The sequence below is a fragment of the Microbacterium cucumeris genome (genome assembly GCF_058349845.2).
On sequence record NZ_JBYRIZ020000001.1, the window covers coordinates 1275028 to 1291770 of the forward strand.

The window sequence follows — 16743 nt, forward strand, 5'->3', positions numbered from 1 at the left end:
ACGACCTCGTCCGCTGCAAAGGAGCGCGTGCATGAGCAGCCAGATCGATCATCTCCTCGACGAGACCCGCCGGTTCCCGCCGTCGCCGGAGTTCGCCGCGGGTGCCGTCGCGAAGCCGGAGCTCTACGAGCGCGCCGCCGCCGACCGCGAGGGCTTTTGGGCCGATCAGGCACGCGAGCTGCTGCACTGGCACACCCCCTTCACCCGCGTGCTGGACTGGTCGAACCCGCCGTTCGCGAAGTGGTTCGACGACGGCGCGCTGAACGTCGCCTACAACTGCCTTGACCGGCACGTCGAAGCAGGAAACGGCGACCGCGTGGCGCTGCTGTGGGAGGGCGAGCCCGGTGATTCGCGCCGGATCACCTACGCCGAGCTGACCGAGGAGGTCAAGCGCACGGCGAACGTGCTCGCGGACCTCGGCATCGGACACGGCGACCGCGTCGCCATCTACCTGCCGATGATCCCCGAGGCCGTGGTGTCGATGCTCGCGATCGCCCGGCTCGGCGCGATCCACTCCGTCGTGTTCGGCGGCTTCAGCGCCGACAGTCTGCGTTCGCGCATCGACGACGCGGGCGCCAAGCTCGTCATCACCGCGGACGGCGGCTACCGGAAGGGTCGCGTCTCGGCACTCAAGCCCGCCGTCGACCAGGCCCTCTCCGATCGCGGGGACGGCGAGCAGAAGACCGTCGAGCACGTGCTCGTGGTGCGCCGCGGCGAGAACGAGGTCGACTGGGTCGACGATCGCGACATCTGGTGGCACGACGTGGTGCCCGCGGCATCCGCGGATCACGAGGCCGAGGCCTTTCCGGCCGAGAATCCGCTGTTCATCCTGTACACCTCGGGCACGACGGGCAAGCCGAAGGGCATCCTGCACACGTCGGGTGGCTATCTCGCCCAGGCCGCCTACACGCACCGCAACGTGTTCGACCTGCACCCTGAGACCGACGTGTACTGGTGCACCGCCGACATCGGATGGATCACCGGTCACAGCTACGTCGCCTACGGGCCGCTGGCCAACGGCGCGACCCAGGTGCTCTACGAGGGCACGCCGGACACCCCGCACCCTGGGCGCTGGTGGGAGATCATCGAGAAGTACGGCGTGACGATCTTCTACACCGCGCCGACCGCGATCCGCTCCTTCATGAAGACCGGCCGCAGCATCCCGAAGAAGTTCGACCTGTCCAGCCTGCGCCTGCTCGGATCCGTGGGCGAGCCGATCAACCCGGAGGCGTGGATCTGGTACCGCGACGTGATCGGCGCCGGGAAGACGCCGATCGTCGACACCTGGTGGCAGACCGAGACCGGCGCCATCATGGTCTCTCCCCTGCCCGGCATCACGGCCACCAAACCCGGATCGGCGCAGGTGCCGCTGCCGGGCATATCGATCGACGTCGTGGACGAGGCGGGCGCGGAAGTCGGCAACGGCAACGGCGGGCTCCTCGTCATCACCGAGCCGTGGCCCAGCATGCTCCGCGGCATCTGGGGGGACCCGGAGCGCTACGTCGAGACGTATTGGGAGAAGTTCGCCGATCAGGGCTATTACTTCGCCGGAGACGGGGCCCGCCTCGACGAGGACGGCGACCTGTGGCTGCTGGGCCGGGTGGACGACGTGATGAACGTGTCCGGACACCGCCTGTCGACCGCCGAGATCGAGTCCTCGCTCGTCGCACACGAAGCGACCGCCGAAGCCGCCGTCGTCGGCGCCGCCGACGAGACGACCGGTCAGGCGGTGGTGGCGTTCGTGATCCTCAAGGAGAGCTTCCTCGCGGAGCACACCCCCGAGGGACTGGCGCAGCAGTTGCGGCTCTGGGTCGGCGAGCAGATCGGCGCGATCGCCCGTCCCCGCGACGTCTACATCGTGGGCGAATTGCCCAAGACCCGCTCCGGCAAGATCATGCGGCGGCTGCTGCGGGACGTCGCCGAGGGACGCGAGGTCGGCGACACCACCACGCTCGCCGACACCGCGGTGATGAGCATCATCTCGGCGCAGGTCCGGTAGGGCAGACCTCTCCTGATTGACGAGACCCCGCCCTGTCCACGCGAACAGGGCGGGGTCTCGTCATATAGACGGGGTCTGTCGCTGAGTGCGCCGGGTATCGGTCGACACGGATGCCGGACGACACCCGGCCCGAGCGGGCTCACGCCAGGAGGAACACGACCTCGACCTCGACGGGGCTGTCCAGCGGCAGCACCGGCACGCCGACCGCCGCGCGGGCGTGCCGTCCGGCATCCCCGAAGATCTCACCGAGCACCTCGCTCGCGCCGTTGATGACACCCGGCTGACCGGTGAACGCCGGATCCGACGCCACGAAGCCGCCGACCCGCAGGACTCCCCCGATCTTCTCGAGGCCGCCCGCGGCATCCGCGGCCGCCGCCAGCGCGTTCAGCGCGCACGTGCGGGCGTACCCCTTGGCGTCCTCGGGGTCGACACCGGCGCCGACCTTGCCGGTCGCGGGGAGCGCGCCGTCAACGAAGGGCAGCTGACCGGAGGTGTGGACGAGACCGGAGTGCACCACGGCGGGCACATAGGCTGCGACCGGGGCGGCGACCGCGGGCAGTTCGATGCCGAGCTCGGACAGGCGGTCGGCGAGGCTCATGCCGCGCCGCCCTCGAACTGGCGCGCGGCCTGCTCCGCGGCGGCGAGGCCGGCGTCGTTCGCGCCGTCACCGGCGGCGGGCCGCTTGAAGTAGGCGACGAGGCCGCCTTCCGGCCCCTGGACGATCTGCACGAGCTCCCAGCCCTGCTTGCCCCAGTTGTTGAGGATGGCTGCGGTGTTGTGGATCAGCAGCGGCGTGGTGAGGTATTCCCACGTGGTCATGGCACTCCTGCGGGTCGGTGACGCTGCGGGCGCAGGCCCGGCATCGAGGTGGTTTTTCAGGGAACTCCCCTACGATCTAGCGTATGCCTCAGAACAATCGCACGCTGAAGGGCGTGCTCGGCGGTCTCGTCGGGCTCGTCGGCCTCAGCGCCGTCGCCGGTGTCCTCGTCACGGCGACCGTGACCCCCGCGATCGCGATGACGGGCCTCGCGGGTTCCGCAGCAATCAACCTCTTCGAAGAGCTGCCGAACGACCTCAAGCCGGACGCCCCGATGGAGCCGACGACGATCTGGGCCACGCGCGGCGACGGCTCCAACGTCAAGCTCGCGTCGTTCTACGACCAGAACCGCATCCCCGTGACCTACGAGCAGGTCGCGCCGGTGCTGTACGACGCGATCCTGTCCAGTGAGGACAAGACGTTCTACGAGCACGGCGGCATCAACATCGGCGCCACGGCGAAGGCCCTCATCGACTACGCCAAGGGGACGTCCAGCCGAGGCGCGTCGACCATCAGCCAGCAGTACGTGAAGAACGTGCTCGTGCAGCGGTGCGAGAAGCAGGCGTCCCCCTCCGAGGAGGGCTACGCCGAGGAGCTGGCGAAGTGCTGGACCGACGCCACCAACGCGTCCGGCGCCGAGGGCATGGAGCGCAAGCTCCAGGAGATGCGCTACGCGCTCCAGATCGAGAAGGAGTACTCGAAGAACGACATCCTCCTCGGGTACCTGAACCTCGCGAACTTCGGCGGCACCACCTACGGCATCGAGGCCGCGGCCCAGTACTACTACGGAGTGTCGGCAGCAAAGCTGAATCTGAACCAGGCCGCGACGCTGGCCGGCATGGTGCAGAACCCGAACTCGTTCCGCATCGACATCAAGGCCGGGTCGATGACGGATGCGGACGGCAACCCCATCAACAGCGAAGCGGACGGGTACGCCAAGACCCTCGACCGACGCGACTACGTGTTGGGGCGTCTGCTCGCCGACGGCAAGATCACGCAGGAGCAGTACGACACCGTCATCGCGGAGCCGATCACGCCGAGCATCCACCCGGCGACGCAGGGGTGCGCCGCGGCCGGCAAGAACGCCTACTTCTGCCAGTACGTGAAGTCGGTCATCCAGTCCGATGAAGCGTTCGGCGAGACCGACCAGGACCGGCGCGACACGCTGCAGCGCGGCGGCCTCGACATCTACACGACGCTGAACCTGGACCTCCAGCAGACCGCGATCGAGACCATGGCGGAAAACGTGCCGGCCCGCATGGACGGCATCAACGTCGGAGCGGTGGGCGTGCAGCTCGAAGCGAGCACCGGCCGGATCCTCTCGATGTCGCAGAACACGGACTTCAGTGAGTCCGCGAGCGCCACCCCGGGATCGGGGCTGTCCGCGCAGGTGTACGCCGCGGACAGCGCGCACGGCAGCGCCAACGGCTTCAACGTCGGATCGACGTACAAGCTGTTCACGCTGCTGGACTGGCTCGAGCAGGGACACTCGGTCAACGAGGTGCTGGACGGCCGCGTGCGGACCATCACCCCGTTCACGATCTGCGGCGAGTCCGTGCCGAACAGCACCAAGATCGAGAACTCCGGCAACGTCGGAGGGTACACGGGCACCCCGATGCGCTTCACGTCCGCGTCGCTCAACACGGGCTATCTGGCCATGGCACAGCAGCTCGACCTCTGCGACATCAACAAGATGGCGGAGCGCCTGGGCGTCAAGCTCGGCAACGGCGGATCCGTGACCGAGCAGAACTTCCCCAACAACGTGATCGGCGACAAGGCGATCGCGCCTCTCGACATGGCGGGGGCCTACGCGACGGTCGCGAACAAGGGCATCTACTGCACCCCTCGCGCGATCGACAAGATCGTGAAGCAGGACGGCACCGAGATGGAGTTGCCGGCTTCGTCATGCGAGCAGGTGATCTCGCCCGAGGTCGCCGCCACTGCGGCCTTCGCCCTCCGCGGCGTGATGAACGGCGGCACGGGGTCGTCGGCGAACCCGTACGACGGCACGCCGCTGATCGGCAAGACGGGTACGCACGAGAAGACCCAGACCATGATGATCGAGTCGAGCACGAAGGTCACCACGGCCGTCTGGGTCGGCAACGCCAGCGGCAACGCGTCCCTGCGCGCACACGGCCTGAACAACAAGCGCTTCGCCATCGCGGAGGACATGCAGCGCACCGCCAACCGCGCCTTCGGGGGCGAGTCGTTCCCCGAGCCGGACAAGAACCTGACCCGTCAGGTCCTCAAGGACCTGCCGAACGTGGTCGGCATGAAGGTCGACGAGGCGACCTCGACCCTCGAGAAGGCCGGCTTCACGGTCACGGTCGGCGCTCCCGTCGACAGCGACCAGCCGACCGACGTCATCGCCGCGCAGTCGCCCGGCGCCGGAAAGGTCGCCGGAGGCGCGACGGTCACCATCTCGCCGAGCAACGGACAGGGCACGACGGTGCCCGACGTGACGGGGCAGAAGGCGAACCAGGCGCAGGCGTCGCTCGCGGGCGCGGGACTCAGCAACCTGAGCTGGGATGCGTCCTGCGCGGTGCCGGGGGCCGAGGTCTCCGGGACGAACCCGGCCGCGAACACCGCGGTGAACAAGAGCGCCAGCATCGCGATCACCTGCGCCAACGGCAACGGCAACGGCAACGGCAACGGCGACGACGACTGATGACGAGGTCATCCTCGACGCACCCGGCCCTCATCGCGCTCGGCGCGGTGGGGGCCGCCGGCGTCGCCGCCGCGGTGTGGGGCATCGGCATCGAGCGATACCTGTTCACACTCCGTGAGGTCTCCGCTCCCGCCCTCCCGCCGGGCTCCCCGCCGATCCGCGTGCTGCACCTCTCGGACGCCCACATGGCGCCCTGGCAGCATCGCAAGCAGGGCTGGCTGGCGTCGCTCGCGGCGCTCGAGCCCGACCTGATCGTCAATACCGGAGACAACCTCGGCCACCGCGACGGTCTCGCCGGCATCCGCCGCGCGTTCGCCCCGTTCGTCGGCATCCCCGGGGTCTTCGTGCACGGATCCAACGACGTGCACGCCCCCTCGCCTCGCAACCCCGTGAAGTACTTCACCGGCCCGTCCCAGCGGCACAGCACCCCCGAACTGCTCGACACCGAGGCCATGGACGCGTACTTCACGGACGAACTGGGCTGGACGGATCTGAACAACACAGCCGCTCGCCTTCGTGTCGCTGGCGCCGACCTCGACCTCGTCGGGGTGAGCGACGCGCACCGGGACTGGGATCGACTGGACCTGCTGCCGGACGCCCTGGCGGCGATCGGCGCCGGAGACGGCACTCCCCTGCTCGGTGTCACGCATGCCCCCTACCAGCGCGTGCTGAACGCGTACGTCGATCTCGGCGCGGACGCGATCTTCGGCGGGCACACCCACGGCGGCCAGGTGTGCCTGCCCGGATTCGGAGCGATCGTGGCGAACTGCGACATCCCGCTGAAGCAGGCCAAGGGGCTGAGCACCTGGACGCACGGCGGACGCGCGGTGCCCCTGAACGTCAGCGCCGGGTGCGGCCATTCCATCTACGCGCCCGTCCGATTCGCCTGCCGCCCCGAGGCGACGCTGCTGACCCTCACGGCACGCGGATGAGGCGGCGCCGATTCGGTCTCAGCGGAGATTCGTTGTAGACTCGAACGGTTGTCGACGGGGTGTGGCGCAGCTTGGTAGCGCGCTTCGTTCGGGACGAAGAGGCCGCAGGTTCAAATCCTGTCACCCCGACAAACGAGAGGGCCCGCCGCAAGGTGGGCCCTCTCGCGTATCAGGACACGCTGGAGATCCGATGACCCCTACTCGCCTCGTCGCCTTCGACCTCGACGACACGCTCGCGCCCTCCAAGGGAGCCATCGACCCCCGGATCGCGCGGCTGCTGCGCGCCCTGCTGCAGACTGTCGAGGTCGCCATCATCTCGGGGGGCAACGAGGACCAGTTCCGCCGCCAGGTCATCGCGCAGCTGGGCGACGCGGACGCCGCCGAGCTCGGACGCCTCCATCTGCTTCCCACGTGCGGCACCCGGTACCTCCGGCACGACGGCACGGACTTCGCCGCGGTCTACGCGCATGACCTCTCCCCTGAGGAGAAGGATGCCGCGTTGACCGCGCTGCGCGAGGAGGCCGAGCGCCTGGGCCTGTGGGAGCCGGAGCCGTGGGGTCCGATCCTGGAGGACCGCGGTTCGCAGATCACCTTCTCCGCCCTCGGACAGCAGGCGCCGCGGGAGGCCAAGCACGCGTGGGATCCCGACGGCACCAAGCGGGGCGCACTGCGGGATGCCGTGGCGGCACGCCTCCCCGGGCTCGAGGTGCGCTCCGGCGGCTCCACGTCGATCGACATCACCCGCGCGGGTATCGACAAGGCCTACGGCATGTCCGCTCTCACGGAGCACACCGGCATCCCCCTGGCGGACATGCTCTTCTACGGCGACCGCCTCGACGTGGGCGGGAACGACTACCCGGTCCTGGCTCTCGGTGTGCGCTCGATCGCCGTGGAGGGCTGGGAGGACACGGCCGACAAGCTGGACGAGCTTCTCACGACGCTGTAACCGGCGATGGGGCGGCGGACGCCCTAGCATGGCGGCATGGAACCGCTCACCCTCGTCATCATCGTGGCCGCCGTCGCCAGCGCCGCCTGCTGGGTGCTGTCCCTCCTCACGCGCGACACCTCGTGGGTGGATCGCGCGTGGTCGATCGTGCCGGTGATCTATGTCTGGATCTTCGCCGTCGACGCGCTGGCGTCAGGGGCCGACGCGACCCGGCTCGTGGTCATGGCCGTGCTCGTGACCGCGTGGGGCGTGCGGCTCACCTTCAACTTCGCCCGGAAGGGCGGCTACACCGGCACCGAGGACTACCGCTGGGCGATCCTGCGTGCGCGCCTGTCCTCGTGGCAGTTCCAGGTCTTCAACCTGCTCTTCATCGTCGGGTTCCAGATGACGCTCCTGGTGCTCATCACGCTCCCGGCGGACGTCGCTCTGCATCACCCCGCGCCGTTCACCGGGTGGGATGCCGCGTTCACCGTGCTGTTCGTCGCGCTGCTGGTCGGCGAGACGATCGCCGACCAGCAGCAGTGGGAGTTCCATCAGCGCAAGGCCGCCGCGGGCGGCGTCCTCGCCGACGGCTTCCTCACCACGGGCCTCTTCCGATACAGCCGGCACCCGAACTTCTTCTTCGAGCAGGCCCAGTGGTGGGTGTTCTACGCCCTCGGGGCCACCGCGGCCGCGGCATCCGGTGCCGGCTTCGTCGGCGGTGTCCTGAACGCATCGCTCATCGGCCCCGTCCTGCTGACCGCGCTGTTCGTCGGATCGACCATCTTCACCGAGTCGATCTCGGCCTCCCGGTACCCCGCGTACGCCGATTACCGTCGGCGCACGTCGATGATCGTGCCGTGGCCGCCGCGGGAGCGAGTGCCCGCTCGCTGAGCGAGGACGGCGGAGCCGACCGCACCGGAACGCGGTGACGGCCGCCGAGCCGTCGCGGCGTTTCGACTCGCTTCGCTCGCTCAACGAGCGAGATGGGGTGACGCTCGCTCAACGAGCGAGGTGGGGGCGCTCGCTCCACGAGCGAGGTGAGAGTGGCGCTCGCTCAACGGGACGAGGGGCCCGCCCCAGCTCAGCGAGCGGAAGAGTACGCCTCTGCGCCCACCCCGCCCACCGGGGCCAGCCGTTGCAGCTGCGTGACGTGGCGGGGCTCGAGCTCGGCCAGCGAGGAGACCCCGAGCAGGCGCATCGTGCGCTCGATCTCGGTGCGCAGGATGGCGATCGCCCGGTCGACGCCCTGCCGCCCGCCGGCCATCAGTCCGTACAGGTAGGCGCGACCGATCAGCGTGAAGTCCGCACCGAGCGCGACGGAGGCGACGATGTCCGCACCGTTCATGATGCCGGTGTCGATCATCACGGTGAACTCCTCGCCCACGGCCTCGCGCACCTTCGGCAGCAGGTGGAACGGGATCGGCGCGCGATCCAGCTGGCGCCCCCCGTGGTTGGAGAGCACGATGCCGTCGACTCCGGCATCCTTCAGCCTGACCGAGTCCTCGACGTTCTGCACGCCCTTGATGACGATCTTCCCGGGCCACAGGTCGCGGATCACGGCGAGGTCGTCGTAGCTGATCGTCGGGTCCATGGCGGCGTCGAGGAGCTCGCCTACGGTGCCACCCGTGGAGCTGAGCGACGCGAACTCGAGCTTCGGAGTGGTGAGGAAGTCGTACCACCACCACGGCCGCGGGATCGCGTTGATGATGGTGCCGAGCGTCAGCTGCGGCGGGATCGAGAATCCGTTGCGCTTGTCGCGCAGGCGGGCGCCGGCGACCGGAGTGTCGACCGTGAAGTGGAGGGTGTCGAAGCCGGCCGCGGCTGCGCGGCGCGTGAGCTCGTAGGAGATCTCCCGGTCGCGCATGACGTACAGCTGGAACCAGTTGCGCCCGTGCGGGTTGGCCGCCTTCACGCCCTCGATCGACGTGGTGCCGAGCGTGGACAGCGTGAACGGGATGCCGGCCGCTGCGGCGGCCCCCGCACCGGCCTCCTCGCCCTCGGTCTGCATCAGCCGGGTGAAGCCGGTCGGTGCGATGCCGAACGGCAGGGACGACGGTCCGGCGAGGATGTCCACGGTGGTGTCCACCTGCGGGGCGGGCTTCAGGATGCCGGGGTGGAACTCGACGTCCTCGAACGCCTGACGCGCGCGGGAGAGCGACAGCTCGCCCTCGGCAGCGCCGTCGGTGTAGTCGAACGCGGCCTTCGGCGTGCGCCGCTTCGCGATCTTCCGCAGGTCGTAGATCGTCAGAGCCGCATCGAGGCGACGCTTGCGACCGTCGAACTCCGGCTTCTTGAAGGACATCAGCTCGAGGATCTCGGCCGGGTTCGGGAGCTGGCGCTTGACCATGGTCTTCCTTTCGATGGCGGGGTTCAGGGTCGGTCGGACGGCGCGCGGGTGAGACCCGCCGCGGTGTAGTAGCCGGTGATGTGGGTCCTCACGAGCTCGCGGGCGCTCTCGACGTCTCCGGCGTCGATCGCCGCGACGAGGGCGCGGTGCTCGGCGCGCAGGCGCGCGGCCATGACACTCCAATCGGCGATGGCTTCGGCGCCTGCCTGCACGTAGGACTCGATGGCGGTCCTCAGCCCAGCCATCATCGCCGCGATCACGGCGTTGCCGGATGCTTCGGCCAGCGCGAGGTGCAGCTGGGCGTCGAGGGCGAGGAACTCACCCGAGGTCAGCGCCTCGGAGTCCATGGCGGCGAGGATCCGATGCGCCTCGCCGGTGTCGCGATCGGGATCGGCGGCGAGCGCGGCGGCAACGGCATCCTCGAGGACCAGGCGCGTCTTGACGACATCCGCCAGCGGGAAGCCCTGTGCGGCGACCTGGAGGCGCAGCAGCGCCGACAGGCCCCCGGTGGGAGTCGCGATGACGATCGCGCCCGCCTGCGGCCCTGAGCCGGTCGCCGTGCGGATCAGCCCCATGACCTCCAGCACGCGCAGCGCCTCGCGGACGCTGGAGCGGCCGACCCCGAGGTCGGCGGACAGGTCGCGCTCCGAGGGGAGGCGGTCGCCGGGCCCCAGACGCCCCTCGAGGAGATCGGTCTCGATGTGCTCGAGCACGGTGCGCCAGGCGCGCGTCGTGGACTCCGGCATCCGATCCTCCTGTGGTCTGACCACAGATTAGCCGACTGTGGTCAGACCACGCAAGCGAGCCGGATGCGATCCCGTCGCAGTTCGCGCCGGTAAGCCTCTCGCTCCCCTGGTTCCGGTCGCAGTCGACGTCGGTCACCGCGCGTCGGAGCGGCACGAACTGCGACCGGGACGACCCGGAGACGGCGCGAAGCGACGCGGACGGCGACAGACCCAGGAGTCGGCGACCCGGACTCAGCCCAGCCGCCCGCCCGACTCCTCGAGATAGCAGTGGCCGCACAGCGACTCGTACGTGACGACGTCGACGGGTGCCCCGCCGGCCGCGCCCTCGTCGATCGCCACCTGGTCGCCGTCGAACACGAAGCGTCCGCCGATCACACGGCCGTTGAACACCGCCTTCCGGCCGCATCGGCAGATCGTCTTCAACTCCTCCAGCGAGTGCGCGATCGCCAGCAGCCGCGCCGATCCGGGGAACGCGTGGGTGAGGAAGTCGTTGCGGATGCCGTAGGCCATCACCGGGATGCCGTCGACCACGGCGATGCGGAACAGGTCGTCGACCTGCTCGGGTGTGAGGAACTGCGCCTCGTCCACGAGAAGGCAGGCGACCTCGGTCGGCCGCTCGGACGGGATGAGTCCTTCGGCGTCGAGCTGCCGCATCCGCTCGCGTTCCTGCAGGAACAGCTCACGAGCATCGTCCTGCGGGCCGATGAGGAAGTCGACCTCGCGCGTGACACCCAGGCGGCTCTCGATCTGCGACGCGCCCTTGGTGTCGATCTCGGGCTTCGCCAGCAGCACTCGCTGCCCGCGCTCCTCGTAGTTGTACGCGGCCTGGAGCAGGGCCGTGGACTTGCCCGAGTTCATCGCGCCGTAGCGGAAGTAGAGCTTCGCCACGGTCGCCTGCTACCGGGAGATGCCGAGCGTGGCCGCTGTGGATGCCATCGACGCCTCTGCGATCGCGGCGTCCGCGTTGAGCTTCTCGCCGTAGGTGGGGATCAGCTCGCGCAGCGTCGGCTCCCACCCCGGGAAATCGTCGGGGAAGCACGTCTTCAGCAGCTGCAGCATGATCGGCACCGCCGTGGAGGCACCCGGCGACGCTCCGAGGAGGCCGGCGATGGAGCCGTCGGCGGAGGAGACGACCTCCGTGCCGAACTGCAGGATGCCGCCCTTCTCGGGGTCCTTCTTCATGACCTGGGCGCGCTGACCGGCCTGGATGAGAGTCCAGTCCTCGTCCTTCGCCGTCGGCATGAAGACGCGCAGGCTGTCGACCTTCTTGCGGTGGTTCTTGGCCAGCTCGCCGATCAGGTACGTGATGAGGTCCGGGTTGGCGAACGCGACTCGGAGCATGGGCCAGAGGTTGTGCGTCCGCACCTGACCGACGATGTCGAACCAGGATCCGTTCTTCAGGAACTTCGGGCTGAACGTCGCGAACGGGCCGAACAGCAGCGACTCCTCGCCGTCGACGACACGGGTGTCGAGGTGCGGCACGGACATCGGCGGTGCACCGACGGACGCCTGCGAGTACACCTTCGCCTTGTGCTGTGCGACGACCTTCGGATTCGTGGTCTTGAGGAACTGACCACCGATCGGGAAGACGCCGTAGCCCTTGATCTCGGGGATCCCGGAGCGCTGCAGGAGCTTCAGGGCCCAGCCTCCGGCCCCGACGAACACGAATCGCGCCTTGATCTCGCCCGGCGTGCGGCCGAGGGTCGTGCGGTACTTGACCAGCCAGGTGCCGTCCTTCTGGCGCTTGAGGCTGTGCACCTCCTGGTTGGTGCGCAAGGCGACGCCTTTGGCGGTGAGGTGGTCGAACAACTGGTGCGTCAGCGCTCCGAAATCGACATCAGTGCCCGCCGGGACCCGCGTCGCAGCGAACGGCTCGCCCTTGCGACGGCGCTGCATGAGCAGCGGCGCCCACTGGTTGATGACCCGGGAGTCCTCGCTGTACTCGATGCCCTCGAACAGCGGCTGCTGCTTGAGGACCTCGTAGCGCTCCTTGAGGTAGGCGACGTCCTTCTCGCCGCGGACGAACGTCATGTGCGGCGTGGCGTTGATGAAGGTCGACGGCGCGTCCAGCACACCCTTGTCCACGAGCGACGACCAGAACTGGCGGCTCTGCTGGAACTGCTCGTTGATCGACACCGCCTTCGCCGGGTCGAGCGGGCCGTTCGGGTTCTTCGGCATGTAGTTGAGCTCGCAGAGCGCGGCGTGCCCGGTGCCCGCGTTGTTCCACGGGTTGGAGCTCTCCTGCGCCACGTCGCTCAACCGCTCGAAGGCGACGATCTTCCAGTCGGGCTGCAGTTCGTGAAGCAGCGTTCCGAGGGTGGCGCTCATGATGCCGCCACCGATGAGGACGACGTCGACGGATTCAGTCACTCGACCAGTCTAGTTCGCCCCGGCGCGTGCCCCGACCGGCCGGCGATCCGCCCGGCCAGACGCGATCAGGGTACGGATGTCGGGAGATCCCCCGGATGCCGGGCCGGACGATGCCGGATCGCCCGACATCCGAGCACGGCCCTGACATCCGTACCGCGGGGCGTGCGGCGGATCAGGCCGGGACGCGGAGGCGCTCGGCGACGATCTCGGCGATCTGGACGGCGTTCAGCGCGGCCCCCTTGCGCAGGTTGTCGTTGCTGATGAACAGCACGAGCCCCTTGCCTTCGGGCGCGGACTGGTCGGCCCGGATGCGCCCGACGAAGCTGGGGTCCTTGCCCGCCGCGTGCAGCGGCGTCGGCACCTCTTCGAGGGCGACCCCGGGCGCCGCCTCCAGGACCTGGCGCGCTCGCTCGGGCGAGATGTCCCGCGCGAACTCGGCATGGATCGACAGCGAGTGGCCGGTGAAGACCGGGACGCGCACGCACGTGCCGCCGACGCGGAGGTCGGGCAGTTCGAGGATCTTGCGGCTCTCGTTGCGGAGCTTCTTCTCCTCGTCGGTCTCGTTCAGGCCGTCATCGACCAGGTTTCCGGCGAGCGGGATGACGTCGAACGCGATCGGGGCGACGTACTTCTCCGGCTGCGGGAAGTCGAGCGCGGAGCCGTCGTGCACGAGGCGCAGCGTGTCTCCCTGCGCCAGCACGCCCTCGACCTGCCCGAGCAGCTCCTGCGCGCCGGCGAGCCCCGAGCCGGAGACCGCCTGGTAGGTCGACACGATGAGGCGTTCGAGGCCTGCCTCGGCATCCAGAGCCTTGAGCGCCGGCATGGCCGCCATCGTCGTGCAGTTCGGGTTCGCGATGATCCCCTTGGGTCGATCGTCGATGGCGTGCGGGTTGACCTCGCTGACGACCAGCGGGACCTCCGGGTCGTTCCGCCACGCGCTGGAATTGTCGATCACGATGGCGCCGGCCTCGGCGAAGCGCGGAGCGTAGGCGCGGCTGGCCGTCGCCCCGGCGGAGAACAGTGCGATCTCGATGCCCGCGGGGTCGGCGGTCTCGACGTCCTCGGCGATCACCGTCACTCCCCCGAACTCGATCGCGATGCCTGCCGACCGTGCCGAGGAGAACAACCGCAGCTCCCGGATCGGGAACGACCGCTCGCTGAGAATCTCGCGCATGACGGTGCCCACCTGTCCGGTGGCGCCGACGATGGCGACGGAGAATCCTGAGTCGGAGATGCGGGTCATGGGCTTTCCTCGAGCGTGGTGCAGAACTGCAGGCGAGGCGCCCGGCGCGGCGTCGGAGTGCGGATGCCGCGCCTGGCGCCGATGTCAGGGTTTCGGCGAGTCTACCGTGCTCCCGGAGCGTCGGCGTCCACGGCAACCGCACGGGAGTCCCCCGGTCGAAGTGCGGGGTCGTGACGGCGCGATGCACCGGCGCCCTCGGCATCCCGGAACTCCGACACTGCAGACGGGCGTCGCGGGGATCCGGAGCAAGGCACGAGATCCGGAGGAACAGAGCGCGGTTCTCCGTCTCTCGTGCGTCCTTCCGGCTCCCGGCACGACGCCGAGCAGGATCCGCGCGCGGCAGTGATCCGCTGGAGTCGCTGCGCAGTCCCCTAGCGCCCGGTGCCGGCGTGGACCGTGGCCTCGATCTCGTTGTCCAGGCCGTAGGCCGTGTGGACGGCGCGCGCGGCGTCCGCGAGCTCGTCGCCGCGCAGTACCACCGAGATGCGGATCTCCGAGGTCGAGATCATCTCGATGTTCACGCCGGCGATCGACAGCGCCTCGAACAGCTTCGCGGAGACGCCGGAGTGCGTCCTCATGCCGGCGCCGACGACGGAGAGCTTGCCGATCTGGTCGTCGTGGACGAGACTCTCGAACCCGATGTCCTCCTGCTCGCCGGCGAGCGCCTTGAGCGCGGTCGCGGCGTCCGCCTTCGGAAGCGTGAAGGAGATGTCGGTGCGCCCGGTCGCGGCCGCCGACACGTTCTGCACGATCATGTCGACGTTCGCACCCGACTTCGCGACGAGCTGGAAGATCTCTGCGGCCTTGCCAGGCACGTCGGGAACGCCGATGATCGTGATCTTGGCCTGGCTGAGGTCGGTGGCGACACCGGCGACGATCGGTTCTTCCATGACTTCTCCCTCGGATTCGCGGGGGTTGAGCATCCCCCGACCAAGAACGTAGGTGCCCTCCGCCGCGGAGAACGACGAGCGGGCGTGGATGAGGACGCCGTGGCGGCGCGCGTACTCGACGGCGCGGATGTAGAGGACCTTCGCGCCGTTCGCGGCGAGTTCCAGCATCTCCTCGCTGGAGACGTGGTCGAGCTTGCGGGCCCTCGGGATGACCCGCGGGTCGGCGGTGAAGATCCCGTCGACATCGCTGTAGATCTCGCACACATCCGCATCCAGCGCCGCGGCGAGCGCGACCGCCGTCGTGTCGGACCCGCCGCGCCCCAGGGTCGTGATGTCCTGGGTGTCGTCGTTGAGGCCCTGGAAGCCTGCGACGATGACGATCGCGCCCTCGTCCAGCGCCTCGCGCACGCGCGTCGGATTCACCTCGACGATGCGCGCGGAGCCGTACTTGTCGTCGGTGCGCATACCCGCCTGCGGGCCGGTGAAGGAGCGCGCCTCGAAGCCCATCGAATGGATGGCCATCGCCAGAAGCGCCATCGAGATGCGCTCACCGCTGGACAGGAGCATGTCCATCTCGCGCGGCGCGGGGATGGGCGCGACCTCGGCGGCGAGGTCCAGCAGCTCATCGGTCGTGTCGCCCATGGCGCTGACCGCGACGACGACGTCGTGTCCGGCGCGGCGGGTGTCGACGATGCGCTTGGCGACGCGCTTGATGCTCTCTGCGTCGGCGACAGACGAGCCGCCGTACTTCTGCACGATGAGGGCCACGAATCACTCCCAGGGATGACGGGCGGATCCGCCCACCGCACATTCTACTTTCGTGCCATATGCCCCGTTGCGCATGTGACGGCGCCGGGATCGGGCGCCTCAGAGCGTCTGCGGCGGTGCGGGCGTGACGGGTGCTGCGGGGCGCAGGCGTCCGCCGGTCGCGGCGAACCAGCATCCGACGATCACGAGCGGGAAGCCGATCAGCAGACCGGGCGTGATCGGCTCGGAGAGCACGATCGCCCCCAGGATGATCGCCACCACCGGGTTGACGTAGGTGAACAGCGGTGCGCGTACCGGACCGACCTCGCGGATGAGGGCGAAGAAGGCGAGGAAGGCGACCGCGGTGCACACGACGGCCAGCACGAGCAGCGCGCCGGTGGCTTCGAGCGTGGGCACCTCGTGCTGCGTCGCGAAGGCCATCGGCAGGTAGATGATGCCGATCGCGAGAAGGGCGAGGGTGATGGTCCCGAGGGAGGGCACGTCGGCCAGCTTGCGCGCGACGATGAACGGCGCGATCGCGTACAGGACGGCGACGAGCAGGACCTCCCCCGCCGCGAGCAGGTCCCCGGAGGCGAGTCCTGGACCGGCGACCACGATCGCCACGCCGGCGAACCCGACTAGCAGGCCCGCCAGGCGCAGCGGCCTGAGCACGGTCCGGTCTCCTCCGCCGAGCGCGATGAGCGCGGCGAACAGCGGCACCGTGGCGACCAGCAGTCCCGTCGGCCCGGAGTGCAGCGTCTGCTCGGCGTGGCCGAGCAGCACGAAGGGTCCGCCCATCTCGACGAGTCCGAAGGCGAGGACCCACGGCCACTTCTTCAGGGCCGGCCGCAGCGCCCCGCTGCGGAGCGCGAACGGCAGCAGCAGCAGTGCCGCGATGAGCGTGCGCCCCGCGACGATCGCCGGCGGGGAGTAGGACTCCACCGCGATGCGGATGAACAGGTACGGCACTCCCCACAGCAGCGCCATGGCGCCGAACAGCAGCCAGCCGCGCCGGGTGACCGCGGAATGCGCGTTCACGCGGGCACGCCGATCGCG

General features: G+C 69.3%; 14 protein-coding genes and 1 tRNA gene. 6 read left to right on the forward strand and 9 right to left on the reverse strand.

Annotated elements, in window-relative coordinates; translation table 11 throughout:
* The first annotated feature begins 31 nt into the window (after positions 1-31).
* Positions 32-1999 carry an acetate--CoA ligase gene (acs, locus tag AC3RXZ_RS06330; RefSeq protein ID WP_491493459.1) on the forward strand — a complete coding sequence of 656 codons (1968 nt, stop codon included), beginning with the start codon at positions 32-34 and terminating at the stop codon, positions 1997-1999.
* A gap of 139 nt (positions 2000-2138) precedes the next feature.
* Here the strand turns inward: acs and AC3RXZ_RS06335 are convergent, their stop codons facing one another.
* Together AC3RXZ_RS06335 and sp36 are read right to left on the reverse strand one after the other, a co-directional pair.
* The gene (locus tag AC3RXZ_RS06335) at positions 2139-2597 is read right to left on the reverse strand and encodes a RidA family protein (RefSeq protein ID WP_491493460.1); all 459 of its coding nucleotides are present in this window, start codon (positions 2595-2597) and stop codon (positions 2139-2141) included.
* Positions 2594-2818: a Sp36 family protein gene (sp36, locus tag AC3RXZ_RS06340; protein ID WP_491493461.1), complete on the reverse strand. Its 225-nt coding sequence runs from the start codon at positions 2816-2818 to the stop codon at positions 2594-2596. The genes AC3RXZ_RS06335 and sp36 overlap by 4 nt, the downstream gene beginning before the upstream one ends.
* Before the next feature lie 83 nt (positions 2819-2901).
* Here sp36 and AC3RXZ_RS06345 point away from each other — a divergent pair, with 83 nt between their 5' ends.
* From AC3RXZ_RS06345 to AC3RXZ_RS06365, 5 genes are all read left to right on the forward strand, one after another.
* Positions 2902-5484: a transglycosylase domain-containing protein gene (locus AC3RXZ_RS06345; protein WP_491493462.1), complete on the forward strand. Its 2583-nt coding sequence runs from the start codon at positions 2902-2904 to the stop codon at positions 5482-5484.
* Entirely contained in the window at positions 5484-6416 is a 933-nt protein-coding gene (locus AC3RXZ_RS06350; RefSeq protein ID WP_491493463.1) for a metallophosphoesterase, read from the forward strand. The genes AC3RXZ_RS06345 and AC3RXZ_RS06350 overlap by 1 nt, the downstream gene beginning before the upstream one ends.
* A 55-nt stretch (positions 6417-6471) precedes the next feature.
* Positions 6472-6545 (forward strand) — tRNA-Pro (locus AC3RXZ_RS06355).
* 61 nt (positions 6546-6606) lie between these two features.
* Positions 6607-7362: an HAD-IIB family hydrolase gene (locus AC3RXZ_RS06360; RefSeq protein WP_491493464.1), complete on the forward strand. Its 756-nt coding sequence runs from the start codon at positions 6607-6609 to the stop codon at positions 7360-7362.
* 36 nt (positions 7363-7398) lie between these two features.
* Positions 7399-8235 carry a DUF1295 domain-containing protein gene (locus AC3RXZ_RS06365; RefSeq protein WP_491493465.1) on the forward strand — a complete coding sequence of 279 codons (837 nt, stop codon included), beginning with the start codon at positions 7399-7401 and terminating at the stop codon, positions 8233-8235.
* Between the two features lie 190 nt (positions 8236-8425).
* Here the strand turns inward: AC3RXZ_RS06365 and AC3RXZ_RS06370 are convergent, their stop codons facing one another.
* The 7 genes from AC3RXZ_RS06370 to AC3RXZ_RS06400 all read right to left on the reverse strand — a co-directional run bounded on the left by AC3RXZ_RS06370 (position 8426) and on the right by AC3RXZ_RS06400 (position 16725).
* A complete protein-coding gene (locus AC3RXZ_RS06370; protein ID WP_491493466.1) occupies positions 8426-9691 on the reverse strand; it encodes an alpha-hydroxy acid oxidase in 1266 nt (421 codons plus the stop codon).
* A gap of 23 nt (positions 9692-9714) precedes the next feature.
* Positions 9715-10437 (reverse strand): FadR/GntR family transcriptional regulator, encoded by a 723-nt coding sequence (locus tag AC3RXZ_RS06375; RefSeq protein ID WP_243224541.1) that lies wholly within the window; start codon positions 10435-10437, stop codon positions 9715-9717.
* 231 nt (positions 10438-10668) lie between these two features.
* Positions 10669-11325 (reverse strand): thymidine kinase, encoded by a 657-nt coding sequence (locus tag AC3RXZ_RS06380; protein ID WP_243224540.1) that lies wholly within the window; start codon positions 11323-11325, stop codon positions 10669-10671.
* A gap of 9 nt (positions 11326-11334) precedes the next feature.
* Positions 11335-12765 carry a malate dehydrogenase (quinone) gene (gene mqo, locus AC3RXZ_RS06385; protein WP_491493507.1) on the reverse strand — a complete coding sequence of 477 codons (1431 nt, stop codon included), beginning with the start codon at positions 12763-12765 and terminating at the stop codon, positions 11335-11337.
* Between the two features lie 214 nt (positions 12766-12979).
* Positions 12980-14050 (reverse strand): aspartate-semialdehyde dehydrogenase, encoded by a 1071-nt coding sequence (locus AC3RXZ_RS06390; RefSeq protein WP_491493467.1) that lies wholly within the window; start codon positions 14048-14050, stop codon positions 12980-12982.
* Between the two features lie 371 nt (positions 14051-14421).
* Positions 14422-15708, reverse strand: a complete 1287-nt coding sequence (locus tag AC3RXZ_RS06395; protein ID WP_243224538.1) for an aspartate kinase — start codon at positions 15706-15708, stop codon at positions 14422-14424.
* A 99-nt stretch (positions 15709-15807) separates the two neighbouring features.
* Complete coding sequence (locus tag AC3RXZ_RS06400; RefSeq protein WP_243224537.1) at positions 15808-16725, reverse strand: DMT family transporter; 918 nt, start codon at positions 16723-16725, stop codon at positions 15808-15810.
* Positions 16726-16743: the final 18 nt, after the last annotated feature.

Bases quoted from the DNA above. Each gene is read 5' to 3' on its own strand.
- acs (WP_491493459.1), top strand. From the start codon at position 32: ATGAGCAGCCAGATCGATCATCTCCTCGACGAGACCCGCCGGTTCCCG.
- AC3RXZ_RS06335 (WP_491493460.1), bottom strand. From the start codon at position 2,597: ATGAGCCTCGCCGACCGCCTGTCCGAGCTCGGCATCGAACTGCCCGCG.
- sp36 (WP_491493461.1), bottom strand. From the start codon at position 2,818: ATGACCACGTGGGAATACCTCACCACGCCGCTGCTGATCCACAACACC.
- AC3RXZ_RS06345 (WP_491493462.1), top strand. From the start codon at position 2,902: ATGCCTCAGAACAATCGCACGCTGAAGGGCGTGCTCGGCGGTCTCGTC.
- AC3RXZ_RS06350 (WP_491493463.1), top strand. From the start codon at position 5,484: ATGACGAGGTCATCCTCGACGCACCCGGCCCTCATCGCGCTCGGCGCG.
- AC3RXZ_RS06360 (WP_491493464.1), top strand. From the start codon at position 6,607: ATGACCCCTACTCGCCTCGTCGCCTTCGACCTCGACGACACGCTCGCG.
- AC3RXZ_RS06365 (WP_491493465.1), top strand. From the start codon at position 7,399: ATGGAACCGCTCACCCTCGTCATCATCGTGGCCGCCGTCGCCAGCGCC.
- AC3RXZ_RS06370 (WP_491493466.1), bottom strand. From the start codon at position 9,691: ATGGTCAAGCGCCAGCTCCCGAACCCGGCCGAGATCCTCGAGCTGATG.
- AC3RXZ_RS06375 (WP_243224541.1), bottom strand. From the start codon at position 10,437: ATGCCGGAGTCCACGACGCGCGCCTGGCGCACCGTGCTCGAGCACATC.
- mqo (WP_491493507.1), bottom strand. From the start codon at position 12,765: ATGAGCGCCACCCTCGGAACGCTGCTTCACGAACTGCAGCCCGACTGG.
- AC3RXZ_RS06390 (WP_491493467.1), bottom strand. From the start codon at position 14,050: ATGACCCGCATCTCCGACTCAGGATTCTCCGTCGCCATCGTCGGCGCC.